Source organism: Mesorhizobium sp. M0991 (genome assembly GCF_040318915.1).
GTDB lineage: Bacteria > Pseudomonadota > Alphaproteobacteria > Rhizobiales > Rhizobiaceae > Mesorhizobium.
In genome coordinates, this window is sequence record NZ_JAMYNE010000022.1 from 37225 (window position 1) to 64049 (window position 26825).

Sequence of the window (26825 nt, forward strand, 5' to 3'; positions counted from 1 at the left end):
ACTACAGCCTTGGGTCGATTGGCTCGCTTTCCAACGCCAGCACGGCGAAGACACACTCGTGAACCCGGCGTAGCGGCTGCTTGGCGACAAATCGCGTTAGCGCTTCGTGACCAAGCGCGAACTCTCTGAGCGCCAAGCTGCGCTTGCCGGCCAGGCCGCGTTCTCGCAGGCGGACGAGATTGTCGGGCGCGTCATATTCGGGACCATAGATGATGCGCAAATATTCCGGGCCGCGGACCTTCAACGCAGGCTGGATGAGCCCCTTCTTGCCACGGCTGACGAAGTCGCGTGGTTTGACCACCATGCCTTCGCCGCCTGAGCCAGTCAGCGTCTCCCACCAGGCGATGGCCTCGGCACACGCGCTGCCGTCGGCCAGATCAACCATACGCCATCGAGTCGGCGTGACCACGCCACCATGGGCAGCCAGACGGTCCGCGAGCGACATGTGCCAGACATGGTCCTGGTCAAACCAAACACGTCCCTCGCTGGCCAGCAGGTGGAAAGGCGCGGCCTTGAGGTCCTCGACGCCCGAAACTGGCCATACGTAGGGCGCCCAGGCGGTGGCGTATTTGGCTGCGCGGACGGCCCGGTCTTCAAGGCGTGCGTTCAGGCCGGCTGCATCGACGCCGCGCGCCATCGCACGGGCCAGCGCCTCGCTGCTGGCCTTGAGACCGGCGGCAGAGGATGTGGCCACAGGCGCATACTGGCTTTCGATCAGACTGCCGGCTTTGGCCGACCAAGGCATTATCTCGGTGTCCAGCAGCAGCCAGTCGCTGTTCAATTCCTTCCACAGGTCCGCCGTGTCGACCTCGGCGCGGAGACGGGCGAGCAGGCCCTCCGTCATGGCACTGTCGTTGAAAAAGGAGCGTCCGGTGCGGGTCCAGATTGCGCCGGTTTCGTCGCCAGGGACCCCGAAGCGGCTGCGTGCCGCCTGCGCGTTCCGGCAGAGCGCGATCACTGCCCGCGAACCCATATGCTTCTCCTCGCACACGACCTGCGCAACGCCGCGCTCGCGGAAGTAAGCGAAGGCATCCTCCGGACGTTCCAGCCAGCCGTCCTGGCTGCTGGTCTCGGACGGCGACATGGTCGGCGGCAGATAAATCAGCCATTGCGGCGAGAGCGCGAAGCGGCTCATCACCTCCAGTGCTGCCGACGCATTCTCCTCGGCCACGACAATCCGGCCCCTCAGTCCGGTCTCGATCCAACGGCGACCGGAGACGTCCTGATAATCGAGCACGCCGTCGGCGTCGGCCTGTGCCGATTTGTCCGGACCGGGCCTGCCCAGCGGACGTATCGGCTCCGACCAGGTCTGGATTGCCGGCACCTCGACCAGTTCGCGTTCCGGCCAGCGCAAGGCCGTCAGCTTGCCGCCGAATACGCATCCGGTGTCGATGCACAGGGTGTTGTTGACCCATTCAGCCGATAGCGTGGGCGTATGTCCATAGATTATGGCCGTCTTGCCACGATAGGCCGCGGCCCAGTCGGCGCGGACGGGCAGCCCGAACTCGTCGGTCTCGCCTGTGGTCTCGCCGTACAGAGCGAACTCGCGCACGGCGCCGGAACCGCGTCCGACCATCTCTTCCTTGAGGCCGGCATGGGCGACGGCGAGACCTCCGCCATCGAGCCAGACATGGCTGCGCAGGCCGTCGAGAAAGGCCGGCAGCGCCTCGCGCAGGCCTCGGTCCTGTGCACTTAGCTGATCGACAGTCTGCTGGAGGCCGTGGGCGACCGTGACCTTGCGGCCTTCTAGCCAGCGGCTGAGTTTGCGTTCATGATTGCCCTGGACACAGTATGCGGTTCCAGCCGCGACCATGCTCATGGCAATGCGCAATATGTCGGGCGAGTTGGGGCCGCGATCGACGAGGTCGCCGACAAAGACGATCTTGCGGCCCTCTGGTGGGACCACGATGACCGTTCGGTCGCCCTGATGCTCGGACCAGGCGATGCTGTAGCCCAATCGAGCGAGCAGGATATGAAGCTCATCCGAACAGCCGTGGATGTCACCAATGATATCGAAGGGGCCATGGTCGTCGCGCTTATCGGTCCACAACGGCTGTCGCGACACCTCGGCCGCGTCGATGCTGGCCTCGCTGGTAAGCTTCCAGACTTGGCGGAAGCCCTCGCGTTGCAGGCCGCCAAGACCCTTGCGAATCTCGGTTGTCATGCGCTGGGCGACCCCGGCGCCAAACGGCCGGTCGGCCCGCACCGCATTGCGTGCGACGCACACCTCGACGCCTGGATCGAGGACCACGGCGACGGGCAAAGCGTGCCACTTGCGCGCCAGCTCAATCCAGGCCTTGCGGTCGGCGGCTCGCACATTGGTGGCGTCGATGACGCCCAGCCTGCGGTGTTTAAGCCGTTTGCCGGCTATTTCGCGAACCAGATCGAAGGCATCCGCAGAGACGTCCTGGTCCGTTTCGTCGTCGGAGATCAGCGCCCGGCACTGGTCCGAGGAGATGATCTCGGTCGGCAGAAAATGCTTGGCGGCAAAAGTCGACTTGCCCGATCCGGTCGAGCCGATCAGCACGACGAGGGCGAAGTCAGGAATGGTGAGGTTGGTCTTGTCGGGTTCTCTCATCGGGTGAACACCGCCATCTGTGTGGGGGCGCCGAGGGTAGCGTCCTCGGCTCCGATACCGCTGAAGGTGGCTGCATAGCCATAGATCTCGCCGATTTTGGCCGCCCAGGCTTGGAACTGAGCCCGGCTCCATTCGAAACGGTGATCGGGATGGCGAAATGCGCCGGGGGCCAGTCTTGGAAACAGAGCGTTGTAGTCCGCATTCGGAGTGGTCACGATGACGGATTTGGGCGCCTTCTCACCGAAAACGATGCGTTCGACCAGGGGCAGCCTGTCCTCGTCGAGATGCTCGATAACCTCGACCAGAACAGCGACGTCGGCTGCGGCCCAACGGCTGTCCCGGTAGGTCAGCGATCCATGCAGCAGCGTGACCCGGCCCTCGGGCGGCCCGCCTAATTCGTTCAGCTTGAGACGCTTTGCAGCCCATTCCAGTTCGCGCACCGCCGGATCGAGCCCGAACAGCTTATGCACCCATCGCTCGCGCACGAGCCGACCGAGCAGCTTGCCTTCGCCGCATCCCAAATCTGCAATCGAGGTTGACCCCGTCGCCTGAATGGCCTGGACCACAGCTTCCATGCGCAGATCGTTGAGCCGGATCGGCGTCTCCAGCGCTTCCTCGGGCGTAACGCGCAGCTCGGCAGATTGTGCCTCGCCAGCCGTCTCGGGAGCCAGCCGCTCCAGGGCGATGCGGGCCAAAGCCCTGCGATTGCCAAGATAGCGGCGCACGATCAGGTCTTTGGCCGGATGGTTTTCCAGCCAGCCCTCTCCCCTGGACAGCAGCTTGTCGATCTCTGCTTCGCCGATCCAATAATGCTTGGCATCGTCCATCACCGGGATCAGCACATAGAGGTGATTCAACAAGGCGCTGAGCCGGCCCGTGCCGGTCAGCTTCAGATGGCCGTATCGGGGCTCGGCTGCAGTCCCGATTTCTTCGATTGGCGTCAGATCGACTGTCCAGCCCAAGGGTTCGAACAAACTTCGAACCAGAGCCTCACCGCCGCGCATCGGCAGTGGAGTAACCACGGCCTCCAGCGGCAGTTCGCTGTCGGCTAGTTCCTGGCGCTCCTTCGATATACCGGTCATCGCCGGCCGCAGCATTTTGTTCAGCGCCACCGACAGGAAGGATGATGCAGCGTAAGGCCGGTCGTTCACATATTGGTCGAGCAAGCCATCTGCCTGGCCCTTGCCTCGCACCAGTCCCACCGGGTCAACGTCGAGCAGGAGTGCAGCCTCGCAACGGTCTTCGGTTGCCTCGGGATAGAACAGCCACGCCTTGCCGAAAGACAGGTCGGTCTTGTGCAGGCGATCCGGATGCTTGTGCAGCAAGAAACCGAGATCGGTGGCCGGACGGTGCGTTGTGGCAACAGACAGGAACATCAGCGACCGATAGCGCAGACAAGCGGAATAACCAATGGCGGTTGTGTGGCCCACGACAGGCTGTCGCTAACGAGAAACAAGGGCAGGCGCCGGGCGCCTGCCCTTGTACAATTCAGACGATGCTGACGCGTTACGCCGCGGTGGCGACGCGCTCGGCATTTCCGGTCGCAGCCACAATGGCATTGACCTTGGCCGTGGCCTTGGCCAGCGCTGCTGCCACCGCGTCGGCGCCCATGCCGACTCCTTCGATGCGGATGACCTCGACATCGGTCATGCCGAGAAAGCCGAGCACGCTGCGCAGGTAGGGAATGGCGTGATCGAACTGCACGGCCGCACCTTCGGAATAGATTCCGCCCGAAGCCAGCACGATATAGACCTTCTTGCCGGTGACGAGGCCCTTGGGGCCAGCATCGCCATAAGCAAAGGTTTTGCCGGAGCGGGCGACGTGGTCGACCCAGGATTTCAGCGTCGACGAGATGTTGAAGTTGATGAAGCCGGTGGCGAGAATGACGGTGTCGGCCGCAAACAGCTCGTCCAGTACAGTATCAGAAACGCCGACGACCTCAGCCTGGCGCTGGGTGCGCGCTTCGGCCGGCGTATAGATGCCGGTCGAATAGTCGGGGTCGATATGCGGCAGCGGGTTGGCGACGAGGTCGCGGGCGACAAGCTTGGCCGAAGGATCGGCGGCAAGCAGTTTGTCGGCGAGTTCGTTGGCGACGCGGGTCGAGTGCGAGGCGGCGCCGCGTGGGCTGGATGTGACAAGAAGGATGGACATGGTGACTCTCCAGGGTTGGATTAAAATCTCCCGGCAAATATGTGTGCGCAGACTCATTTGAAAAACTGGTATATTTTGTATATGATCCATCTAAATTGTGGATTGAAAGATGCAGCCCAACCCGACGCTTGACCAACTGCAGATCCTGGTTGCGGTGGCCGACACCGGTTCCTTCTCGGCTGCCGGCCGTAAGCTCAACCGCGCGCAGTCGGTCATCAGCTACGCCATTGCCAACCTCGAAGCGCAGCTTGGGCTGAAGCTGTTTGAGCGTGAGGGCACGCGTGAGCCGCAACTGACCGATGTCGGCAAGGCGACGCTGGAAGATGCGCGGCGCATGGTCGGCGTGCTGCAACGCATCCGCTCGCGTGTCGACGGATACCGGCAGGGATTGGAGGCGGAAGTTGCGCTGTCGGTCGACGTGACGCTACCGTCGCCGGTGCTGGTTCGGGTGCTAAAGGCATTCGAGGCGCAGTTCCCGGCAGTGACACTGCGTCTGCATATCGGCTCGCTTGGCCTTATCCTCGATCATGTTGTCGGCGGACAGGCCGATCTCGGCATCGGAGGGCTTCTGGGCGAGGCGGACGTGAATCTGCTGCGCATCGGTTTCTTCTCCCTGGTGCCAGCCGCAGCGCCTGATCACCCGCTGGCGCTGCTGCCAAGACCAGTTGCGCTGGAGGATGTCCGCGAACACATCCAACTGGTCGTCTCGGACCAGTCCGAGCGTACGCGCGGGCGCGACTATGGCGTCTTCGCCTACCGCACTTGGCGGCTGACGGATGTGCGCACCAAGCACGTGCTGATGCGCGAGGGGCTGGGCTGGGGTGGGCTGCCGCGATGGCTGATTGCCGATGATCTGGCGAACGGCCGGCTCGTCGAACTCGATCTCGAGCCTTACAGCGAAGTCCGCTCGCCGCTTTATGCCATGCACCGCGCCGATCGCAGCCCGAAACCGGCGGCCGCTTGGCTGATCGACCAGTTCAAGCGCCAGCTAGGCTGTTTCAACGAGTTCGAACCGGGTGAGGTGCCTGAGGGGGAGCCGGAGACAGGCCGTCGATCAGCGCCATGAGAACGGCGCGATAGTCCTCGATCGATGCTCCAGTTTCGATAGCGAGCGCTGCGCGGTCGAAGGCGGCGGCGAGCAAAGCGGTCAGTGTTTCCACAGGCAGTCTCGTCATGGAGTGCGAGCGCATTGCGGCGACAAGGCCCTCGCGCAGCGAACGGTTGCCATGGCGATTGTCGATCGCATCCATGGCGGCGCGGCCGAGCACGGCCGGGCCATCAAGCAGCAAGAGCCGCGTGCGGCCGGGCGCACGCATGGCAGCCAGATAGGCATCCGAGCCGGCTATCAGCGCATCGCGGGCAAATAGCGAAGGCGGTGACGCGCGTTCGATCTCTTCCGAGACGGCTTGCGCCTCCTGTTCGACCACAGCGGCAAACAGCGCCTGCTTGTCGGCAAAGTGATGATAGAGCGCGCCGCGTGTGACGCCGGCAGCGGCGACGATCTCGGGTGTGCCGGTTTCGGCATAGGACTTTTCGGTGAACAGTTTGCGCGCCGCGGCGATGAGCTCGGCGCGTGTCGCCTCGGTGCGATCACGGTTGGAGCGACGAGCGGACCCCGGTTGCATACATGCAGCCTGTATGTTAATGCGATTTACATGCAGACTGTATGTTATTCGCCGGGAGAAGGAAAGATGAGGACGACGAGCTATTATCCGGTGCTGATGACGAGCGACGTTGCCGGCACGGCGGCCTTTTATGTTGCGCATTTCGGCTTCAAGCGGCTGTTTGAGGCCGACTGGTACGTGCATCTGCGCTCAGCCGAAGATCGCCGCGTCAACCTCGGCATCGTCCAGGGCGATCATGAGACGATCCCGGAGGAAGCGCGGGGCCGCACGTCCGGTCTGCTGATCAATTTCGAGGTCAGGGATCCGGATGCCGTCTATGAGCGGATCACCGCCGCTGGCCTTCCGATCCTGCGAACGCTGTGCGACGAACCCTTCGGCCAGCGCCATTTCATTACCAGGGATCCCAACGGCGTGCTGATCGACGTGATCAGGCCGATCCCGCCGAGCCCAGAATTCCTGGCGCTATATGCGCAGGGTGCTGCGGCGCGCTAACTCGCCCGCGCCAACGGCATCACCGTGACCTGAGTGATGCCGGAGCGGCGCACCACCGTGCACAGTGTCTCGTGGCCGATGCGCTCGGCGTCGAGCATGCGCACCAGATCGTCGACGCCGGTGACCGGGCGGCCGTCGATAGCGGCAATAATGTCGCCTTCCTTGAGGCCGGCCTTGTCCGCCGGGCTGTTCTTCTCGACACTGCGCAGGCGCACCGCCGTGCTGCTCGATACTTGCGACAAAAGGGCTGCGCGGCGCGGCAGGTTGGTGGTGTCGGCGGAAACGCCGATGAAGGCACGGCGCACGCGGCCGAAGCGGATGATTTCCGAGATGACGAAATTGGCCGTGTTGGAGGCAACCGCGAAGGCGATGCCTTGTGCACCATGGATCATCGCGGTGTTAACGCCGATCACCTCGCCGGCCGAGGACACCAGCGGTCCGCCGGAATTGCCGGGGTTGAGCGCGGCGTCGGTCTGGATGACGTCGTCGATCAGCCGGCCGGTGGAGGCACGCATCGAGCGGCCGAGTGCCGAGACGACGCCAGTGGTGACGGTCCATTCGAAGCCGAGCGGATTGCCGATGGCAATTGCAATCTGGCCACGCCTCAAACGCTTGGAATCGCCAAGCGGCGCAACGTCGGCAAAGTTGCCGTCGGCGCGCACCAGCGCAATGTCGGTGTCGGGATCGCGGCCGAGCACGCGGCCTTCCCTGGAGGCGCCGTCCGGCATTGATACGCGCACGCTGCGCGCATCGCCGACGACGTGGAAGTTGGTGACGACCAGCCCGTCCGGCGCGATGACGAAGCCTGAGCCATGGCCGCCCGGGCCACCGACGCGCTCGATGCGGCAGACGGCGGGCCCGATACGGTCGACGGCATCGGCGACCGTCGCCGAATAGGCATCGAGAAGGCCATCGTCATATTGCAATTGCTGGGCGGGCAGGGCCATCTGAGGGCTCCGTAGCTTTTTTGGAACAAGATGAACAATGCCTATATGTGCGGAGCGGCCGGACCGGCCGCGACCTGACCAGATGGCCAGTCAAATGCCCAACTAGCCGTCAGGCGAGTATCCGCCAACGCTCTGCGGGGCGATATCTGGGTCACGAAGAACCCAGGAGACAAATCATGAGCGATTTCAATCTGAGCACGTTTTCCGACGCCATTGCCGACATCGCGGCAGCCGCGGCACCAGCGACGGCCAGCTTCGCGACGCACCACCGGACGTCAACTGCTTTCCACTGGCGGGACGGCTATTTCGTCACTGCCGAGGAGGCGGTCGAGGCCGGCGAGGAGATCGAGCTGACGTTTTCTTCGGGCGAAGCCGTCAAGGCCGAACTGGTCGGCCGCGACCCGTCCACCGGAACGGCCGTTTTGAAGCCGGCCGGCGCGCCGAGCGTGCCGTCACTGGTAAAGGCGGATGCGGTGCGGCCGGGCAATCTGGCGGTCGTCGCGGGCAATAGCGACGGCACCTCGCTCGCTACCTTCGGCACGGTCGGCGAGGTCGGTCCGGCTTGGCGTTCAATGCGCGGCGGCACGATCGACCGGCGCATCAACCTTGCCGTCAATGCCGGCGGCCGTTTCGAGGGTGGCCCTGTGCTCGACGCTAAGGGTGGACTGATCGGCATGCTGCTGTTCGGGCCACGCCGGCGGGCGCTGGTGATGCCTTACGAAACGATCGAACGGGCAGTCACGACGCTGCGCGAGAAGGGTCATGTGGCGCGCGGCTATCTTGGCGCCGGCCTGCATCCGGTCCGCAATGGTGATACACAGGGCGCCATGGTGATGAGCCTCGACGATAACGGGCCGGCGAAAGCAGCCGGTCTCAGTCTCGGCGACATCATCGTGTCGTGGAACGCAGAGACGGTGCATGGCCCGCGCGAGCTGATCCGCAAGCTCGGGCCGGACAGCGCCGGTGCCTTGGTGACACTCGGCGTGGTGCGCGGCGGCGAGAACCGTGAAGTCTCCCTGACTATCGGTGAAAAGCCACTGAGCTGAGGGATAGATGGTAAGCGGTGAGGTCGCTGGCAGACGGCTGACGGTGCTGATCGCGCTCGGTGACGTCGAGCGCGCGCGAAGTCTGTCCGCGGCTCTCGCTGCGACCGATGATCTGCGGCCGGTTCTGGCGGGCGAAGTCGACGGGCGTGGGGCGGCGGATGTCGCCATCGTCGATGATCATGGGCTACAAGGCGGTCTCTTCGACGCGGCGATGCCTCGCGTGCTGCTATCGCCGCGAGCGGCCCGTGAACGGCCGGCCGATACAGTGTTTGCCGTGCTGCCGATGCAAGCGGACGAGTTGCTGATCGCCGCCGCCGCGCGGCTGGCGGCGGCGGGCTACCGGATTTCGCGTGACAGCCATGCTCTATCCGATCGGCATCACGATTTGACCTTCCATGACAGCGACCGGTTCGAAGAGGAACTGACAGACGAGCAGATCGTCCGGCCGACGCTTTCGCCGCGCGAAAGCGAGGTGCTGGCACTGCTCGCCGAAGGCGCGCCCAACAAGGTCATCGCGCGGCGGCTGAACATCTCCGTGCATACGGCGAAATTCCACGTCGCAGCGATCCTGACGAAGCTCGGTGCCGCCAACCGCACCGATGCGATCGCCATCGCTATGCGGCAGGGCCTGGTGCTGGTCTAGCTCAGATTGTCTCAAGGCCGACGCAGCGTAACCCGCATCCGGTGTGTTGGGCCTTGCGCGGCGGTTCTCAGCCGCGCAAGGATCGTGTCTTTCATGTTGCAGGGAGGCGCGAGGATGTCGCTCAAGGGAAAGACGCTGTTCATCTCCGGCGGGTCGCGCGGCATCGGGCTGGCGATTGCGCTGCGCGCCGCGCGCGACGGCGCCAATGTGACGATCGCGGCCAAGACCGCCGAGCCGCATCCGAAGCTGCCGGGGACGATCTACACGGCGGCGCAAGAGATCGAGCAGGCCGGCGGCAAGGGGCTGCCGGTGCTGTGCGACATTCGGGATGAAGCACAGGTCGCCGAAGCCGTCGCCAAGACCGTGGAGAGGTTCGGCGGCATCGATGTCTGCATCAACAACGCCAGCGCCATCCAACTCACCGGCACGCTGGAGACTGACATGAAGCGCTACGATCTGATGCACCAGATCAACACGCGCGGCACTTTTCTCGTCTCCAAAATGTGCATTCCGCACTTGAGGTTAGCGGAAAATCCTCACATCTTGAATCTGGCGCCGCCGCTCGACATGAAGGCCAAGTGGTTCAAGAACCATGTCGCCTACACGATGGCGAAGTTCGGCATGTCGATGTGCACGCTGGGCATGAGCGCCGAGTTCGCCAGGGACGGCATCGCGGTCAATTCGCTATGGCCGATCTCGACCATCGACACGGCGGCGGTGCGCAACCTCCTGGGCGGAGCGACGGTGGCGGCGATGAGCCGTTCGCCCGACATCATGGCCGATGCGGCATACGCCATCCTGGTCAGGCCGTCGCGTGAGACGACCGGCAATTTCTACATTGACGAAGAAGTGCTGCGCGCTGAGGGCGTCAGCGATTTCTCGGCCTATGCGCCGGGTGCGACAGGCCCGCTCGCCGGCGACTTTTTTGTGCCGGACGAGGTGTTCGGCCGGACGGATACCAAAATCAAAGGTATCTACTGACGAAAAGTATCTAGCTACAGAAGCATCTCTTAAAAGACCGGCACAGACGCGTGCTCACTCCTCGGCTTTCTTGGCTTTGCCAAGACCCATCAGCCGGTCGATATAGGCAAGCATCAGTGCCGAGAGAACGAAGGCCAGATGAATGATGGTCAGCCACATCAGCTGGTCGGTCGTGTAGGAGACCGAGTTCAGGAACACCTGCAAGAGGTGGATCGAGGAGATCGCTACGATTGTCGAGGCGACCTTGACCTTCAGCGAGCCGACATCGATCGTGCCCAGCCAATGCACCTTGCCGTCATTTTCATCGAAGCGGCTGACGAAGTTTTCGTAGCCCGAGATGATCACCATCACCACCAGTGAGGCGACCAGCGCGGCATCGATGAGGCCGAGCATTTTCAGGATGGTGTCGGTATCATCGAGCGTGAAGGCGACGGGAACGAACTCGAACAGCTTCTTGCCGAAGGACACGGCATAGATGGCAAGTGCCGCACCCAGTCCGAGATAGAAGGCGACCAGCAGCCAGCGCGAGGCGAGAATGATCGATTCGATGGCGAGTTCGAGGCGCTTCATGCGGCGGTTCGGGCTCCGTTGTCGGAGTGCCGTATTTCGGGCAGGCTGCGGCTGTTTGCAAGGTTCCAAAAAAACGAAACCCCGCCGGGGAGGGGAACCGGCGGGGCTCGTGTGTCCCGCTGGAGTCGGGACAGGGCAGGGAACGCCCTGTCCAGAATCTGGGATTGGTAACCACGCGTTTCAAGATTGATGACCGCGCGATTCAATGGTTGATCAAATCGCGCGGTTCACATTCCGATTTATTGGGCGCTGGCCACCGGCGCCACCAGGGGGGTAATCCGGCGGATGGCGACGCGGCGGTTCTCGCGGTTGGGTCCCGACGTGTTGACCTTGAGATACTCCTCTCCATAGCCCTGGGTCGTCAGGTTCTCCGGCGGGATGCCAAAGGCGTTGGTCAAGGCTTCGGCGACCGCCTCGGCGCGGCGGTCGGACAGAGCAAGGTTCGCTTCCGGTGTGCCGACAGCGTCGGTATGGCCCTCGATCAGGAAGCTCTCGGCCGGGTTTTGCTTCAGCAGCTTGTCCATGGCGTTGGCAACACCCTCCAGCTTCTGGACCTCGGTGTCGGAAATCGAGGCCGAACCGAATTCGAAGTTGAGCGTGTCGAGGTCGATGCGGCGGGCGATGTCGCGCACGCGGGCCGAGCGCTTGACCTCGTCGATCGAATAGAGGCGCTGGACCCTCTCGACCGGCGGCCGTTCGAGGAAGGTATAGTAGTCGTCCGGATCCTCGACTTCTTCGGAATCCAGAATGTATTCCTCTTGCGGGATGGTAAGGCGCATCGGCGGCAGGTCGTCGCCCGGGTCGCGCCAGTCTGCATCATAGTCATAGTTCCGCTCGTCGACATAGCTCAGCACATATTCGCGCCCGTCAGGCGCGATGCGTGAACGCTGGATGACGTCGCCGTAGCGGTTGCGGATAGTGACGATCCGGACACCGTTGTCGCGCTCGACGATCTCCCGGGTGCGATCGCCCGACAGGTCCTCATAATAGACATTCCTGGCGCCACGATGCATGCGCGGGGCATCGCTGCTTTCCACGAACGTCTGGTTGTTGAACTGGAGGATGACGCGGTCGCCGAATTCCCTGACGACGTTGGCGCCCTGGGGGCGCGGACGGCGGCGAACATCCTCGATGTCCGGCGCACGCTCGACACGCTTGCCTTTTTCCTCGGTCACCGGAGCGATCTTTTCAGGCTTGATCTCCTGCTGGGCTGCCCGGTCGTCGGTGGGTGGCGGTCCCTCCTCGACCGGAGCCGGCTTCGGGGCTTCCGCCTGGTTCTCGCCCTGCTGGGCGGGCTGGTTGCCCTGCTGCTTGCCGGCATTTTGGCCGCGCTCCTTGCCACCCTTGCGCTTGCGCAAGACATCCTTCTGGCTGTCCAGAACAGGTGCCTCGTTCGGATTGGCCTGGGCTTCACCCTGGACCGGATTTTCACCCTGGACCGGCGCGGCCTGGCCAGTCGAAGGCTGTTCGCCGGTCGAGGGCTGTTGCTCTCCTGTCACCGGCTGTTCGCCGACAGGCCTCTTGCCACGTTTCTTGATCTTGTCCTGGGGCTGTTCGTCCTGGACGGGAGCGGCCTGCTGCTCCGTCGGAGCCGGTTGGGCCTGTGGGGTCGCTTCCTTATTGGTCGGCGCCGGCTGGCCTTCCGGCTCCGTGGCGGGTCCGGTCAATTCAGCAGGCTTCTTGCGCTTGCCCGGCTTTTGTCCGGGCTCGACAGTCGGAGCCTGTTCTGCCGGGGCAGCCTCGATCTGCTGGTTCTGTTTTTGCTTCTTCTTGCGCGGATTGACGTTGGGCTGGTTGTCGTTTGCCGGCGCTGCCTGCTCGGCCGGTTGTTCCGATGGGGCCGCTTCGATCTGCTGCTGATTGCGCCGCTTCTTGCGGGGCTGTTCGGTCTCGGCCGGAGCGATCTGCTCGGTGGGAGCAGATTCCGTTTGCTGCTGTTGGTTGTGCCGCTTCTTGCGGGGCTGCTCGGTCTCGGCCGGAGCGATCTGCTCGGTGGGAGCAGATTCCGTTTGCTGCTGCTGATTGCGCCGCTTCTTGCGGGGTTGCTCGGACTCGGCTGGAGCGATCTGCTCGGCCGGAGCGGATTCTGTTTGCTGCTGCTGATTGCGCCGCTTCTTGCGGGGTTGCTCGGACTCGGCCGGAGCCGCCTGCTCGGCCGGAGCGGATTCCGTTTGCTGCTGCTGGTCGCGCTTCTTCTTTCTGGGCTGCTCTGCCTGCTGGCTTTGCGCGCAGGCCTCCGCCGACTCGCCCTCGGCGCAACTCGATTGCACTGGGATGAGCGGCGCTGCGGTACGTTGCACGGGGCTGAATGCGGCATTGCCTTGCAGCGGGAACGCGCCTAACGGCGCGGACGCCATCAACAGGCCAAGCGCCGTGCCTGCCAGAATCCGTGGTTGGCGTTTCATCATAAACACTCCTTGTGGCGTCCCATCCCTGCCCAAACTTTCAGCAACCATGTTTGGTTCCTGTTTGTAGGTTCTAGCTGTGGCACAGGGCGATTGACCGGCGTTTTGAAGGCGACTTCATGTCATTCGTATGGTCCTGGCGTATGTTCCGGCGTATGGTCCCGGCGTATCGTTCGGACGAGGGTGCACGGTTGCCGTGCTTGACCTTGAAGCGTCCGAGGGCCACATGCCGCCGATGGAAAAGCCGTTCTGGAAGACCAAGACCCTCGAGGCGATGACCCCGGCCGAGTGGGAATCACTCTGCGACGGTTGCGGTAAATGCTGCCTGTCCAAACTCGAAGACGAGGACACCGGAGAGATCTACTGGACCAGCGTCGGCTGCCGGCTGTTCGACGCTGGAAGCTGCCGCTGCTCCGACTATGCCAACCGGCTGGCGCGTGTTCCGGATTGCGTCGGGCTGACGCCGCAGAATGTGCGCACCATCAGCTGGCTGCCCAAGACCTGCGCTTACCGGCTGGTCGCCGAGGGCCGCGATCTCTATTGGTGGCACAGGCTGGTGTCTGGAAGCGACGAGACCGTGCACGAGGCCGGCATCTCGATGCGCGGCCGGGTCAGCGCCAGCGAGACCGACCTTGCCGAGCCGGACGACTATTTCGACCATATGCTCGCAGACGAGCCTTAGGATTTTACCGCGAAATCGAGAATCCGGAACCGACGGCAAAACGGACGTTGCCCATCCGCCGTCCATCGCACCGGTTCCAGAAGCGAGAGAGACTATTCCGGTTCTGCCTCATGAACTGGAGATGAACGGCCGGTTCGCAAAAAATTCAGACAGACGGGTGCATTCTCCTCGCATCGGTTCGACGAAAACGGGTTGAAACCCTCAACAAGGAGAGACACAATGTTCAATACCATCAAGACGGCTGCTCTTTCGGCTCTTGTCGGCCTTGGCACACTTGCTGCCATCCCCGCTCATGCTGACAGCATCTATCTCGGCTTCGGCAATAACCAGGATCCGCGCGTCGGCGTCTATACCGGCGACGAAGATGATGGTTACTATCGCGAACACCGCCGTCATGGCGGCTGGCGCCGGTCCTGTTCGCCGGAGCGTGCCATCGACAAGGCCGAACGCATGGGCCTGCACCGCGCCCGCATCATCGACATCAACCGCCGCACGGTCAAGGTCGCCGGCCGCCAGTATGGCGACCGCGTCGTGATCGTATTCGCTAATGAGCGCGGCTGTCCGATCATCTATCGCTAAGGTCTTGGGCCTGCGGCCGGCTGACTTGCAGCCGGTAGAGTAGCGGAGCCCTTTCCGCCAGGACGGAAAGCGTGGCTCAAAAAAACCCCGGAGGATCGATCCTCCGGGGTTTTTTATGCTGCAAGCGATGATCATTTCAATTCGAAAGTCACCGTCACCTGTGCGGTATAGGAATTTTCGCCGGCTTGCACCGGGACCGACGCACCGGCGGCATCGAATGCCTTGGCGTTGATCGGCATCGGCGGTGGTGCGAAATTCTGGTCGGTGATTTCCAGGACCCGGCCGATGCCCACGCCCGCCGCTTCGGCCAGCGTTTTGGCCTTGGCCATGGCATTGGCGACAGCCTTCTTGCGGGCCTCGGTGACGGCTGCCGCCGGATCGTCGTTGGAGAAGGAGATGCCGCCGCCCTGGTTGACGCCGAGCGACACCGCCTTGTCGAGAATGTCGCCGGTCTTGTCGATGTCGCGGATGCGCACCGAAAGCGTGTTGGTCACCTGGTAGGCGACAAGCTCGGCCTCCTGGCTGCCGTCGGGCTTGTTGGTGTAGTTATAGCGCGGGTTGATCTGGATGCCCGCGGTCTGCAGATCGCGCTCCTTGATGCCGGACGATTTCATCGCGGCGATCACCGCGGCCATGGCGTCGTTATTGGCATCGAGCGCAGCACGTGCCGTCTTGGCCTCGCGCATGACGCTGAGCGTCAGCAGAGCCAGATCGGGTGCTATCGCCGCCTCGCCTTCGCCGGTGACGACGATACGCGGCGGCGGTGGTGAATCGGCGGCGCCGGCGATCGCCGGAAATGCGATTGCGGCGGCAATTGCCAGGGGCAAAATACGTCTGGTCATGAAATCTCCTCGATCTGCGATCCCAAGACGGCCGAGTGTTGGGCGGCGTCCAATGGGCGACGTGCAATAGGTTATCAATATGGGCTGATTTGGGCGATCTCTGCCAGCCCCTTGGAACGTCTGCTCGGAAAGCCCAGGGAAAGCCTTGTGCGGTTCAGGGAAAAACACTAATCCAGCGCCGTGGGGCCTGTAGCTCAATGGTTAGAGCCGGCGGCTCATAACCGCTTGGTTGGGGGTTCGAGTCCCTCCGGGCCCACCATTGGCTTTTGTGGCCGTTGATTTAATTGGATTTTTTGGCCATTTTTGTCCCACCTCTTTCAACCCCCGCAGAAAGTGGGACAATTTTGTTCTCTTTTCGATCGATAACCAGCAGGTATTTCGCCGCTCTCGCTACCTTCCGGCGACGCGCTTTCTTGATGTAGTGGTCGGGCTGCTGGTACGTAGTCCACCCATATATCGCCTTCAGCTGCTCGTGCGTCGCGCCGTTCTCAGCGGCGATCGTCGCGCCGGCCTTGCGAATTCCATGAGCACTGCAGTGCGGCAGCTCAGCTTGATCACACCACTGGCGCATCTTGTTGCCCAGACCGTTCTCCGAGAACGGGCGACCATACTCATTGACCAGGAAGGTCATCTGGTCGGAGGGCGTGTGCTCAAGTTCCGCCTCTAGTTCGGGCAGAAGCGGGAGCTCCACCAACACCGCATCCTTGTTACGACTGGTCTTCCCAGGCTTAATTCTGATCCACTTCTCCCACTGCTCGGTCTCCTCGTTGTAGACGAGCGTGATGTGCTGTCGACCGAAGATCGCGACGTCGGACAACCGCAGGCCAGTAAACATGAAGGTCGAGAGCGCACGTCTGGCTGCGGTACCCAGCGGATGCCGCTTCTCATATTGAACGATCTCCGACACGTCCCATGGGTGCCAGCCGTCGCCGCTCTTTAGCCGTCTGATGCCGCGGGCGGGATTGGAGTCGACGCCCGGAATCTCTGTGTCCTTTGCCCACTCAAACATCGCGCTGATGGCTTTTACGATATTGTTTGCCGCGCCAAGGGCGTCGAGCCTGGTGTCCCTGATCTCCTTAACATGAGACCGTTTCATACCGGCGAATGGCAGAGATCCCTTGGTGGGATACTGAGGATCCGGGTCACCTTCGAGGGGATGAGGTAATTCGCATACGCGCTCCAGAATTGCTCGTCGGCGCGCCATAGTGTCTTGGGTGATTTCCGTGCCGCCCCGACGGTAATACTCCTGGCAAAGCCACAGCAACGTGCCTTTCTTCGCTGGCTCGGAAGCCTTGGGGAGGCGCCGGCAAATCTCGGGAAGAGTGCCGGGCCGAACATAAGTGACCTCGGCGCGCGCGCACCGCAGTTCCTCGAGGAACTCGTCGCTGCCGGTCGGTTCACGGAGCCGGACCTTCTTCCGACCCGGTGCGCGAAAATAGTACCGATCATTGCCGTGGCGATCAGTGTCCTTCACTACGCCCTTAAGATCGATTTTCACGGGCTCATCCGTCATGTTCGTGGTTTTCGATCCCAAGGATTGTCTAGTGGCGGCGAATCTTCGTCAAGCTTTGGTGCTCCTCCGATTTGGCGGTGAGGGAGCTTTCGAAAGGCCAATACAAGTTCCTCGACGTCCCAAACAATGCGCCCCTTGCTCGGCATTCGTGGCTGGGGCATCCGGCCGTCCTGGACCATTTCATCAAAGGTCGTTGAGCTTACGCCGATGAACGTCGCAGCCTGCTCGCGATTGATTCCTACCGGCGGGAGCGAGGGCGGCAAGACGCTCGGGGTGCGTAGCATCGGTTTAGCGCGTTGAAAGCGCGTTTTTGACGCCTGCCTGTCTTCCTATGTACCTGTCCGAATATTGCAGACGCTCAATCATGTCCTAGCCCTGTGCTTGCAGGCTCACCCTAGGTCTCCAGACCTCAGGATCGCTCAAGACACCGGACTCTTTTCCAGCCTTTGTGTACGATGATGGGTATCTTAATGCGCTCGAGGCCAAGAACTGAATGGTCGGCGACTTGGAAGGGCAAAATGACCGTGGAACCACGAATCTGAGTCAGAGGCGGAATCCAACTGAGGAAAGTATGGCTGTGTTTTCAGACGGTTATGACTCTCATGCATGCGTAACAACCAACAAGAATACCAACAAAATGTTTCTGTGGTTACTTTCATTCCTCATGGAATGCGCGACTGATTTGGTCCGACAGCGGCTTCACAAAATAAGAAAGCGCCGTACGCTCGCCCGTCTGGATCATCGCTTCGGCCGGCATGCCGGGCACGAGCGTCAGGTCCTTGAGCTTCGTCAGTTCCGCATGCGGAACCGACAGACGCACCAGGTAATACGAAACGCCGTTTTTTTCGTCCGTCGCCAGATCGGCTGCGATCCGGCTGACATATCCGTTCAATACCGGCGTGGTCCTCAGATTGAAGGCTGACATCCGCAGCACGGCCTTGTGACCAAGCTGGATTTGGTCGATGTCCTTCGGGGTGATTCGTGCTTCAAGCGCAAGATCGTCGCCTTCCGGCACGATTAGCATAATCGGATCGGCGGGCGTGATCACTCCTCCGACCGTATGAACTGCGAGTTGTTGAATGGCGCCTGACTGCGGCGCGACAATATCGATCCGTCGCAGTTCCTGTTCAGCCGCCACCTTGCGCTCAACATACTCCCCAACCTGCGCCTGAACCTCTCTGAGCTCCTGGCCGACTTCCGTCTTGAAATCCGGATCGATCTGCAGGATCTGCAGGCGCGTTTCGGCTATGCGGGCTGCCGTCTGTGCCTGATGTGCAATCTTCTCACCGCGTTCGCCGCCGAAAGTGGCAACCTGCGTCTTCAGACTGTTCAAGCGTTGGTCCGAGACAATGCCTTGGTCGCGCAGCCCACTCAGGGCAGCAATTTCCTTTTGGAGGATCTCGGTGCTTTTCTCACAAGCGATTGCCTGCGCCTTGAGCCCCTCGATCTCGTGCTCATATTGAGTGATGCGTTCCGCTAGCTGCGCCTGCCTTCCGTCGCGGGATTGTCTGCGGAATTCGAACAGCCGCGTCTCGCCATGTACTGCCGAAGCTACGTCCGGAACATCTCTGCGGGCGAGCAGCCAGTCCGGGAAGGCGATCTCCGCCAGATCGTCACGCTCAGCTTCGAGTCGTGCCAGGTTGGCGGCCAGCTCATCGAGCCGCTTGGTGACTACAGCGAGAGTGGCGCGCGTCTGGGTGGCGTCGAGCCGCATGAGGATGTCGCCGGCTTTTACTTTATCACCTTCGCTCACCAGGATTTCTCCCACCACCCCGCCGGTCGGGTGCTGCACCTTCTTCACATAGGAATCGACGACAAAGTGTCCGGACGCGACAACCGCGCCGGAGAGATTCGTGAAGGCCGCCCAGGCTCCGGCTCCTCCCACAAAGATCACGCTCGCCAGCAGGCCCGCCACCAGGTGCCGGCGAATGGACCTGGAAACGTCATTGTTCTGATGAATGCCGGACACCGGGATCCTCCATGTCAGCGCGCTCGTTATCCTGTGTAGACTCGATGGCCTTGACCCCAGCGCCTGATGCCATCGCTGCCCTCTTCAAGACTTTGGAAAGCGCCTCATCACGCGCACCGAATGCTCGCTGCCGTCCACCTTCCATCACCAACACCAAATCCACGGCGCGGATGGCGCTCGGCCGATGGGCAACGACAACCGCAATGCCCTTGCGCTCGCGCACGGAGGCGATCGCCTTGACAACCGCAGCCTCGCCTTCCGCATCGAGATTGGCATTGGGTTCATCCAGCACAACAAGGAAAGGGTCTCGATAAAGAGCACGGGCAAGACCGATACGCTGGCGCTGCCCGGCGGAAAGTGCCGATCCGGCCTCACCAATCGGAGTTTCGTAGCCGTGCTCAAATCGGAGGATCAGTTCGTGCGTGCCCGCTGCTTTCGCCGCGGTGACAATAGCCTCAGGGTCAGGATTATCTTCAAAACGAGCGATGTTTTCGGCAATGGTGCCGTCGAACAGTTCAACACCTTGCGGCAGATAGCCGATATGACGGCCTAGCGCTTCCCGGTCCCATTGATCGAGGCTTGCGCTGTCGATGCGAACCTTTCCGGCGACCGGCGTCCATGCGCCGACGATGGCGCGCGAGAGTGTCGACTTGCCCGAACCCGATGCACCGATGATCCCGAGTGCGCTTCCCGCCTGAACGGCAAACGCAAGGCCGGTCACGGTCGGCTTCCTTTCGCCGGGCGGAACGATTGTCACGCCTTCGAGGCGGAGTTCGCGTTCAGGTGCAGGCATTGGCATAACAGGAGCGGTTTCAGGAACCTTTCCCAGGAGGTCCTCCAGCCGCGCCCAACCCTCGCGCGCCATGAGGAAGGGTTTCCAGCTTGAAATGGCCAGATCGACCGGAGCCAGCGCACGCCCCATCATGATCGAACTGGCAATCATGACCCCGGCCGTAGCCTCCTGCCTGATCACAAGGTACGCGCCGACGGCAAGAATGGCCGATTGCAGCAGCACGCGCAGCGACTTTGAAATGGCACCCAGCCCACCTGCCACGTCCCCGGCTTTCCGGCTGGCGGCCAGATACTTGGCATTGGCCTTGTGCCATCGGGCAGCGATCCGCTTTCCGAGACCGAGAGCTTGCACGACCTCGGCATTGCAACGCGCTGCTTGCAGTAGACCATTGCGTGCCATGTTGTGGGCAATGGTATCGCGTATCGGTCGTTGCGAGAGAGTGTTGGCAAGAAGTGTCAGAGATGTGAGACCGATCGCCCCGACAAGTGCCGTCATGCCGATCCAGAAATGAAAGAGGAAGCAAATGCCAAGATAAAGCAGCATCCATGGCAGATCGAAGAACGCTGTCGGGCCGTTTCCACCTAAGAATCCGCGAACATTGTCGAGATCGCGTAGCGGCTGCAAGCCGTCGCCCGGCATGCGCGTTGAAAGCGGAAGGCGAACGATCGCATCGTGAACGCGTCCGGAAAACTGTTCATCGAAACGCTCGCCAATCCGCAGCAGCACGCGCGCGCGCAAAATGTCGAGCAGGCACTGGAACGCATAAAGCCCTGTAGCAAGCACGACGAGCCCCACTAGCGTCGATACGCTGCCACTTGCCAGAACGCGGTCGTAGACCTGAAGCATGAACAGCGGCGAGATCAGCGCAAGCACGTTCACCACGCCGCTGATCAACAGAATTCCCCAAATAGCGGAACTCAGAGGGAAAGGTCTCAAAGCTGAATCCTTCAAGGAATGGTTACTCACGTAGGTCTCCGTGAGGATCTGGCGACCCAGCTCCCCATATTGCTCCCCGAGCGGCGACCGACTGCATCCGCTCGCTGCTTCAGGATCAGTGCTCCCGCCGAATATGTTTGGTTTGGCATCTAATGGAGCGGGTCAACAACAACACCGTCCGGCTGAAGGTTTGGAAGGGCAACGTCATCGTGGCCGGCCGCAAGGGCCCGAACAGGCTTCCGCCTCCACGCCTTCAGGGAGATTTCGGTGTACGACCAGCGCGACGTGCAGGGCTTCGTCAAGCTGTACACGCTGCGACTGCTCCCGGGCGCCCCGGCCCATCGCACGTAGCGGAAACGGAAAGCGCCCGCCCCCGGGGGGCGGGGCGCTGTTCCGTATGGGTTTTCTGGATCAAACGAAGGTGAAGTCCGACGCGGTCAGGCCTAGGTCGGCCACGGTGACCACACCGCCCAGGTGGACGAATTCATGCGCGCTGTTGTCGGCGGTGACATAGGCCAGAGTTGCGACTCTGTCGGTGTAGCTGCTTTGGTAGACAATGATGTCGCCGGCGTGCTCGCCGGAGATCGCACTCGCGGCTTCAGAAGCAGAGTTGAAAGATTCGCCAGTGATTACTACGACGTGTTCGCCGTTCGCACCCGAGGCCGCACCACTGTAGAAGCTGCTCACCGGGTAGCCGGACTGTATGCTGGCGTTGTTGACGAAGTTCGCGCCAAAACCGTCATTGTAGAGGCCCACCGCATCGAAGGCGAACTTGTCCTCCGCCGGGTTGAAATCGGTGATAGTGGTAATGTCCGACTTCGACCCGACAACCCCAGGCACCGGATTGTGGAACTGGAACACGAACGTGTCACTGTCGGTGCCCCCGGTCAACGTGTCCTGGCCGTCACCCACGTAGAGGACATCCTGGCCGGGACCGCCGCTGAGCCTGTCATTGTCCTCACCGGAGACGCGCGGGTTGAAGCGGCCGTTGTCGCCGGAGAGATCGTCCCAGCCATCTCCGCCGAAGATGCGGTCGTTACCCTTGCCGCCGATGAGTCGGTCACTGTCCGGGCCACCCGAGATCTCGTCGTTGCCGCCACGACCGTCAATCCAGTCACCGCCCTGGAAACCCTCCATCCAATCGTCAAGCTCGGTGCCGATGAGTGTTTCGGCACCCGGGCCACCCTCGATAATCTTTGCCATCGAAAATACTCCTAATGATGCACCCTGCCTGACGCGTTCATATTGCTCATCGGATAATTAGAGAAATCGATTGCTTGGATAGACACACATTTACGAAATGGATGCATTCACGTTCACTTCGCCCTTCTGCTGAGCAGTTGCGGGCTCGCTGGCGGCGGGGACGCTGGTCGCCCAAGCAATCGATGAAGATTCGACACTCAAACCGGGACCAGGACGAACTTCGTAACGGGGCCGTCCTGGTTGGGCCCCAAACTTCTCTCTGTTTGCTCGACGCCGGCATACCCGCACCGTGAGCGCTGGACGAGGACAAGTTCCGCTGGCGGAGAACGGCGTGATCGGCTTGCCGCGCCGAAACTGATGGCGCTCGTCGAAGGCATGGACTGGACACGCGTTCGAGCCGAACGGCGACGGCGTCCGGCCGGAAGGCGGTGGCGAAGTGACTCAGGCGCAAAAGGCGGGCCTCAGGCCGTGCAAAATAAGCTCCTGTCGGCGTCAGTGACGAGAAGCGCTCGGCCCGTCCCCACGAAATCGATCCGCTCAAGGCGATGTTCGTCGCCATGGCGGCGGAGAAGGCCGAACTGCAACAACTCCGGAGCGAAACACTCAAGGCCGAGATCGTCCGGATGGCGACACTCAACGAGCGTGCCCAGGAGAGGATCGCCGACCTTCATGGGATCGTCAAGCAGCTGGAGCGCGCCGCTTCGGTCGCAGCTCCGAGAAGCTCGAACGTGCCCAGCAGGCCTTCGCCTTCGAAATCAGACCGGGCTCGGCGCGATTGAGTCCGAGCTCGAGGCCGCAAGACCGACAGGCGAGCCGCGACGTGCTGCGCGACCGCGCAAGGCGTTCCCGGCGCATCTGGAGCGGGTCGAGATCGAGCCATGGGGGAAGAAGCGCTCCCGCAGCCAATCGTCCAGTCCGTCAAACGCGGTCGGCCGCACAGGCTTGCGAAACGGAACAGTCCCGCCCTCGCTTAGATACCGAGGCACCGTGTTGCGAGCGCACCCGAATTCGTTCGCCCGTCGGTTCCCCAGCCAAGCTCATGCAGCGGCAGCATCGCTGCCACCTCTTCAAGCTGAAGGATCTGCTCTCCCTGCATCGTTCTCGACAATGCAGGAATCGCCCAATCCCAATCGCCATCCATGCCTCCTCTCATAACCGAGGGGTCGTCGGCCGACAACTGAGACGTCCGGTGCTCTTAGGCGGGGTAATCATACGAGATGCCTCCTGCAACATCATTTCCCGCATCCATAGGCTTGCCGGATCATTATTGTGAAGCGCAGGCCATTGGACGGCCTCCGTGAATGCGGCAGGAAGTGGCGGCGGAAGTTCGACAATCCGCAGGGGTGTTAATTTTGCGAAATGCTGCGCCAGCCGTAAGGGCATTGTCCCAATGCGGTTGGTGCCTGATAGAAGGGGCGGGATCATGCTAAAGCCCTGTACGACGACCTCGATACGTCTCTCGAAACCGTTCTCGAGCAAATACCATTCCTCGATGGAGGGCTGCCGGGTGTCCCCGAATTTAAGCACAACCTGCCCCATCGACAAGTATCGGTCGAATGTAAGTGGCTCTGACAGCTGCTTGTTCGTGCCGCAGCCTACGCATACGAGCATATCTTCGAACAGGGCTGCGCGAGGATGTTTCGACATGAATACTTCCGGCATAATCAGAAAATCAACGTCGCCGCGCCGGAGAAGCTCCTCGGGGTCGTCGGAAATAAGCAGACATTCGAAGCGGACGGCGGGAGCTTCCCGCGCAGCACGCTTTACGATCTTCTTAAAAAATACGAGCGTGAGGTAATCGGAAAGGATGATGCGGAAGCGACGATCCGATCGGGCCGGGTTAAAGGCGTCCCAGGAAATAATCGACAGCTGGATGTGCAGCAATGCCTCCCGGACTGCTGTGGCGAGCCCCTCCGCGCGCGGTGTCAAAATGAGTTCGCGGCCGTTCATCGTAAATAGCTCATCGCTGAAATAGGCGCGTAACCGACCGACGGCGGCGCTCATGGCCGGCTGACTCAGGTTAATACTGCGGGCCGCGGCGGTGACTTTACGCTCCCTGATCAAAGCGTCCAGCACAACCAGGAGATTTAGATCGAGTCCCTTAAAACGCATGTATTGACCTATCCGACGCGTGGATGGGTATCGCCCAAAGAATCAATTTTAAGAATGGTGAGTAGCGTCAACGCATCAGCCGACGACGAAATAGAGCAACCGATAGGAAGAACGGCAAAACCGTGTATATGCAAAGCGCGCCGATATGCAGGCCCATGCTGCCGGCCGGACGGCCAAGCATCGCCGGACGAATGAGGTCAATTGCATGTGCGAGCGGCAACAAGGAGGCGACGTCCTGAAAAGCGCCGGGCAATTGGTTGACCGGAAACATCGCGCCGCAAAGGAACAGCATGGGTGTTACAACTAGCGTATTATAAAATATGAAATATTCATAACTGGGCGCAAGCGCCGTGACGACCATCGCTAGACTCGCGAAGGCGAGGCCACTGAGAGCGATGACTGGCAGCAAGCAGAGGATGGATGGCCACGATGTGTAGCCGAGCGTGGTGGCAACAATAGTGATTGCTGTGCCCGCCATCAGGGCCTTGGTGGCTGCCCACGCCAATTCGCCGAGTAAGATATCGCCGAGCGTCAGCTGAGTGCATAGCATTCCTTCCCAGGTGCGCTGGTTGTCCATGCGGCCGAAACTCCCGTAAACCGTTTCAGCAGTCGCCGATGCCATCGCGCTTGTGGCAACCATGCCAGCCGCGAGAAACGCAATGTACGAAGTGCCCTCAACAGGACCTATCATTGTTCCGATGCCAAAGCCGAGACCGAACAGATAGATCATCGGATCGGCGAGGTTGCCGAGAACCGATGCAAGCCCGATTTTCTTCCATCCAAGATAGTTGCGGCGCCAAACCGCGACCCAATTCCACGCATTGGCGGGCATGGCCGCCGCATAACGTTCGCCCATTGTTCAGTCCTCCATCTCGCGCCCGGTTAGCCGCAAGAACACATCCTCGAGATTGGGGGGACGCTGCAGAAGGCGCAGACCGGCGCGCCCGCGTAGCTGCACCAGCACCTGCTCCGGATCGGGTGCATAGCAAAAAAGCGTCTCACCGCTCACCTCGATGCGCTGTGCGTACGGCCGGATCAGCGCACCCAGTTCATGCGGATTGCCGCCGTAGACCTCGACCACGTCACAGCCGATCTGCTCGTCAATGAGTGCGGACGGGCGGCCTTCGGCGATCTTGCGCCCCTCCTCCATAACGCACAGCCGATCGCACAGCCGCTCGGCCTCTTCCATGAAATGGGTAGTCAAAAGAATAGTCTTGCCCCGCGCCAGCAGCGATCGCAGCCGTTCCCAGATCAGGTGGCGGGCCTGCGGATCGAGGCCGGTGGTCGGCTCGTCCATCACCAGCAAGTGCGGGTCATTGATCAGCGCACGCGCGAGCGTCAGGCGCCGCTTCATGCCGCCGGACAGTTCGGCGACGCGCGCATCCGCTTTGTTCTCGAGGCGGGCGAACTCAAGCAGCGACGGTATGACCGCTTCGATCTGGCGTCTGCTCATCCGGAAGTAGCGCCCGAACACCAACAGGTTCTCGCGTACAGTGAACGCGGTATCAAGATTGTCGAACTGCGGGACCACGCCGATGCGCATACGTGCCAAACGCGCGCGCGCCGGCACTGGAGCGCCGAGCACAGTAATCTTCCCCGCATCAGGCGATGTCATGCCGAGGACCATACGCGCAATCGTGCTTTTGCCCGCACCGTTCGGTCCCAAGAGCCCGAAGCATTCCCCCGCCGCAACGCGGAACGACAGTCTGTCGACAACGAGCTTGTCATAAGTTTTGCTTACGTCAGTAAGATCGATCGCTACCATGGACATGGGTTCATTTTACCGAGAGGGACGCCAAGACTGGCGGTTGCTTGGTTGCCTGCCGGACCTGAAACTGTGACTCGTCTTCGCCATCCCAGCCGTCGATAACGAACTGATCGACATCACAAGGATTTAGCCCCTGTTCCGCCAAAGCGGCGACAATTACGTCGAGATTATCGATGGTTTGATAACGCGGATTGTTGTGCCGCTTTTCCTGCTCAACGCAGAAGACGAGCCGTCCATCCTCGACAAGGGCGATCGCCCCATCATGGGTCAGCTTGGTACCACAGATGCGCATAGTGTCTCCACGTTAACGGCGATAGATTCGATTCATCAGGAAGCGGAAAGCGGGTTCCGGAAACGGACGAGCAAGCAGTCTTCGTTGACCGACTCGCCCCGACACTCAAGACGCTCTACCTCGATCAACGTTTCGTTCAGCATGGCGATGACCGGCTCAGCACCAGCGGCGTGACCCCAGCGACGGCAATTAGCATCCCTTGCCGATCCGAAGATCAGATGCCCGCCTGGCGCAAGCACCCGCACCAGGTTTTTGACGGCCGCGCGCATCTCGGCTATGTCTTCGAGGTAGTATAGGACCTCCGCCACAACGATCAGGTCAAACAACTCGTCGGTCGAAAACTGTTGAACATCGGAGACTATCCAGTTGATGCGCGACGGCTCCTTTATCCGTTGACGTGCTCGAGCAATCGCTTGCGCCACGACATCGATGACGGTGAGCCCTTGGCAGTAGGGGGCTAGTTTTTCCGTGAATGCGCCGGCAGCGCACCCGACTTCGAGGGCATTTGTAATGGAGCCTTGGGCAAGCGCCAGCTGGAGCATTTCCGTGTGGCGCTCCCGCTCGAACGGATTGCCGTCGAGGCGCCACGGATCGTCTGCGGCCAATTCCCGATCGAGCAACTGATGATTCATGTTCTGGGTCAAACTCGTCCACCTCTCGTCTACCTAGGTAATTAGCGATCACTCGTCGCCGCAGAT

The 26825-nt window shown here is 61.6% G+C and carries 25 protein-coding genes, 1 tRNA gene and 2 pseudogenes; 10 read left to right on the forward strand and 18 right to left on the reverse strand.

Features of this window, described 5'->3' with window-relative positions; translation table 11 throughout:
- Window position 1: 1 nt before the first annotated feature.
- From NKH70_RS25880 to NKH70_RS25890, 3 genes are all read right to left on the reverse strand, one after another.
- Complete coding sequence (locus NKH70_RS25880) at window positions 2-2578, reverse strand: polynucleotide kinase-phosphatase (RefSeq protein ID WP_352855084.1); 2577 nt, start codon at window positions 2576-2578, stop codon at window positions 2-4.
- Window positions 2575-4008, reverse strand: coding sequence for a 3' terminal RNA ribose 2'-O-methyltransferase Hen1 (locus NKH70_RS25885; RefSeq protein WP_352855085.1), 1434 nt, complete (start codon window positions 4006-4008; stop codon window positions 2575-2577). Before NKH70_RS25885 ends, NKH70_RS25880 begins: the two co-directional genes overlap by 4 nt.
- 76 nt (window positions 4009-4084) lie before the next feature.
- The gene (locus NKH70_RS25890; protein WP_352466683.1) at window positions 4085-4729 is read right to left on the reverse strand and encodes an FMN-dependent NADH-azoreductase; all 645 of its coding nucleotides are present in this window, start codon (window positions 4727-4729) and stop codon (window positions 4085-4087) included.
- Between the two features lie 109 nt (window positions 4730-4838).
- Between NKH70_RS25890 and NKH70_RS25895 the strand changes: the two genes are divergently transcribed.
- Window positions 4839-5795, forward strand: coding sequence for a LysR family transcriptional regulator (locus NKH70_RS25895; RefSeq protein WP_352720857.1), 957 nt, complete (start codon window positions 4839-4841; stop codon window positions 5793-5795).
- On the opposite strand, the gene NKH70_RS25900 is transcribed toward NKH70_RS25895, so the two are convergent.
- On the reverse strand, window positions 5728-6354 hold the full coding sequence (locus tag NKH70_RS25900; protein ID WP_352720855.1) for a TetR/AcrR family transcriptional regulator: 627 nt from the start codon (window positions 6352-6354) through the stop codon (window positions 5728-5730). The genes NKH70_RS25895 and NKH70_RS25900 overlap by 68 nt on opposite strands.
- 66 nt (window positions 6355-6420) lie before the next feature.
- Between NKH70_RS25900 and NKH70_RS25905 the strand changes: the two genes are divergently transcribed.
- Window positions 6421-6846, forward strand: a complete 426-nt coding sequence (locus NKH70_RS25905) for a VOC family protein (protein WP_352915471.1) — start codon at window positions 6421-6423, stop codon at window positions 6844-6846.
- Here NKH70_RS25905 and NKH70_RS25910 read toward each other — a convergent pair.
- Window positions 6843-7793, reverse strand: coding sequence for a S1C family serine protease (locus tag NKH70_RS25910; protein ID WP_352720851.1), 951 nt, complete (start codon window positions 7791-7793; stop codon window positions 6843-6845). The two genes, NKH70_RS25905 and NKH70_RS25910, sit on opposite strands and share 4 nt — an antisense overlap.
- A 176-nt stretch (window positions 7794-7969) precedes the next feature.
- Between NKH70_RS25910 and NKH70_RS25915 the strand changes: the two genes are divergently transcribed.
- From NKH70_RS25915 to NKH70_RS25925, 3 genes are all read left to right on the forward strand, one after another.
- Window positions 7970-8839, forward strand: a complete 870-nt coding sequence (locus NKH70_RS25915) for a S1C family serine protease (protein ID WP_352720850.1) — start codon at window positions 7970-7972, stop codon at window positions 8837-8839.
- A 7-nt stretch (window positions 8840-8846) separates the two neighbouring features.
- Window positions 8847-9482: a helix-turn-helix transcriptional regulator gene (locus NKH70_RS25920; RefSeq protein WP_352720848.1), complete on the forward strand. Its 636-nt coding sequence runs from the start codon at window positions 8847-8849 to the stop codon at window positions 9480-9482.
- A 114-nt stretch (window positions 9483-9596) separates the two neighbouring features.
- The gene (locus tag NKH70_RS25925; RefSeq protein WP_352720846.1) at window positions 9597-10463 is read left to right on the forward strand and encodes an SDR family oxidoreductase; all 867 of its coding nucleotides are present in this window, start codon (window positions 9597-9599) and stop codon (window positions 10461-10463) included.
- Window positions 10464-10517: 54 nt separating this feature from the next.
- Here NKH70_RS25925 and NKH70_RS25930 read toward each other — a convergent pair whose 3' ends face one another.
- Both NKH70_RS25930 and NKH70_RS25935 read right to left on the reverse strand, forming a co-directional pair.
- Window positions 10518-11033, reverse strand: coding sequence for a TIGR00645 family protein (locus NKH70_RS25930; protein ID WP_352915456.1), 516 nt, complete (start codon window positions 11031-11033; stop codon window positions 10518-10520).
- A 239-nt stretch (window positions 11034-11272) separates the two neighbouring features.
- The gene (locus NKH70_RS25935) at window positions 11273-12700 is read right to left on the reverse strand and encodes an OmpA family protein (RefSeq protein ID WP_353026393.1); all 1428 of its coding nucleotides are present in this window, start codon (window positions 12698-12700) and stop codon (window positions 11273-11275) included.
- Between the two features lie 30 nt (window positions 12701-12730).
- Here NKH70_RS25935 and NKH70_RS25940 point away from each other — a divergent pair, with 30 nt between their 5' ends.
- The 3 genes from NKH70_RS25940 to NKH70_RS25950 all read left to right on the forward strand — a co-directional run bounded on the left by NKH70_RS25940 (window position 12731) and on the right by NKH70_RS25950 (window position 14699).
- Complete coding sequence (locus NKH70_RS25940; protein ID WP_352720842.1) at window positions 12731-13375, forward strand: hypothetical protein; 645 nt, start codon at window positions 12731-12733, stop codon at window positions 13373-13375.
- 298 nt (window positions 13376-13673) lie between these two features.
- A complete protein-coding gene (locus tag NKH70_RS25945; RefSeq protein WP_023678278.1) occupies window positions 13674-14120 on the forward strand; it encodes a YcgN family cysteine cluster protein in 447 nt (148 codons plus the stop codon).
- A gap of 219 nt (window positions 14121-14339) precedes the next feature.
- Complete coding sequence (locus tag NKH70_RS25950; protein WP_023678277.1) at window positions 14340-14699, forward strand: hypothetical protein; 360 nt, start codon at window positions 14340-14342, stop codon at window positions 14697-14699.
- A gap of 131 nt (window positions 14700-14830) precedes the next feature.
- Here NKH70_RS25950 and NKH70_RS25955 read toward each other — a convergent pair whose 3' ends face one another.
- Window positions 14831-15541 carry an SIMPL domain-containing protein gene (locus NKH70_RS25955; protein ID WP_023719319.1) on the reverse strand — a complete coding sequence of 237 codons (711 nt, stop codon included), beginning with the start codon at window positions 15539-15541 and terminating at the stop codon, window positions 14831-14833.
- Window positions 15542-15724: 183 nt separating this feature from the next.
- Here NKH70_RS25955 and NKH70_RS25960 point away from each other — a divergent pair.
- Window positions 15725-15800 (forward strand) — tRNA-Ile (locus tag NKH70_RS25960).
- A gap of 21 nt (window positions 15801-15821) precedes the next feature.
- Here NKH70_RS25960 and NKH70_RS25965 read toward each other — a convergent pair.
- From NKH70_RS25965 to NKH70_RS25980, 4 genes are all read right to left on the reverse strand, one after another.
- Complete coding sequence (locus tag NKH70_RS25965) at window positions 15822-17039, reverse strand: tyrosine-type recombinase/integrase (protein WP_353026394.1); 1218 nt, start codon at window positions 17037-17039, stop codon at window positions 15822-15824.
- Between the two features lie 670 nt (window positions 17040-17709).
- Complete coding sequence (locus NKH70_RS25970) at window positions 17710-19023, reverse strand: HlyD family type I secretion periplasmic adaptor subunit (RefSeq protein WP_352548197.1); 1314 nt, start codon at window positions 19021-19023, stop codon at window positions 17710-17712.
- Window positions 18998-20767 carry a type I secretion system permease/ATPase gene (locus NKH70_RS25975; RefSeq protein WP_353026417.1) on the reverse strand — a complete coding sequence of 590 codons (1770 nt, stop codon included), beginning with the start codon at window positions 20765-20767 and terminating at the stop codon, window positions 18998-19000. The genes NKH70_RS25970 and NKH70_RS25975 overlap by 26 nt, the downstream gene beginning before the upstream one ends.
- A 396-nt stretch (window positions 20768-21163) precedes the next feature.
- On the reverse strand, window positions 21164-21955 hold the full coding sequence (locus tag NKH70_RS25980; protein WP_352450736.1) for a calcium-binding protein: 792 nt from the start codon (window positions 21953-21955) through the stop codon (window positions 21164-21166).
- 545 nt (window positions 21956-22500) lie between these two features.
- Here NKH70_RS25980 and NKH70_RS25985 point away from each other — a divergent pair.
- Window positions 22501-22734 carry a hypothetical protein gene (locus NKH70_RS25985; protein ID WP_352491482.1) on the forward strand — a complete coding sequence of 78 codons (234 nt, stop codon included), beginning with the start codon at window positions 22501-22503 and terminating at the stop codon, window positions 22732-22734.
- Between the two features lie 99 nt (window positions 22735-22833).
- Here NKH70_RS25985 and NKH70_RS25990 read toward each other — a convergent pair.
- The 6 genes and pseudogenes from NKH70_RS25990 to nodS form a co-directional block, all read right to left on the reverse strand.
- A pseudogene (locus NKH70_RS25990) lies at window positions 22834-23096 on the reverse strand (hypothetical protein); the annotation flags it as partial.
- A gap of 8 nt (window positions 23097-23104) precedes the next feature.
- Complete coding sequence (locus NKH70_RS25995; protein WP_352516375.1) at window positions 23105-24067, reverse strand: LysR family transcriptional regulator; 963 nt, start codon at window positions 24065-24067, stop codon at window positions 23105-23107.
- Between the two features lie 67 nt (window positions 24068-24134).
- Window positions 24135-24923 (reverse strand): ABC transporter permease, encoded by a 789-nt coding sequence (locus tag NKH70_RS26000; RefSeq protein ID WP_352483783.1) that lies wholly within the window; start codon window positions 24921-24923, stop codon window positions 24135-24137.
- Between the two features lie 3 nt (window positions 24924-24926).
- Window positions 24927-25838 (reverse strand): nodulation factor ABC transporter ATP-binding protein NodI, encoded by a 912-nt coding sequence (gene nodI, locus NKH70_RS26005; RefSeq protein WP_023719311.1) that lies wholly within the window; start codon window positions 25836-25838, stop codon window positions 24927-24929.
- Window positions 25839-25881: 43 nt separating this feature from the next.
- Window positions 25882-26127, reverse strand: a pseudogene (locus NKH70_RS26010) (carbamoyltransferase N-terminal domain-containing protein); the annotation flags it as partial.
- A gap of 35 nt (window positions 26128-26162) precedes the next feature.
- Window positions 26163-26759 (reverse strand): nodulation methyltransferase NodS, encoded by a 597-nt coding sequence (gene nodS / locus NKH70_RS26015; protein WP_352466712.1) that lies wholly within the window; start codon window positions 26757-26759, stop codon window positions 26163-26165.
- Window positions 26760-26825 lie beyond the last annotated feature (66 nt).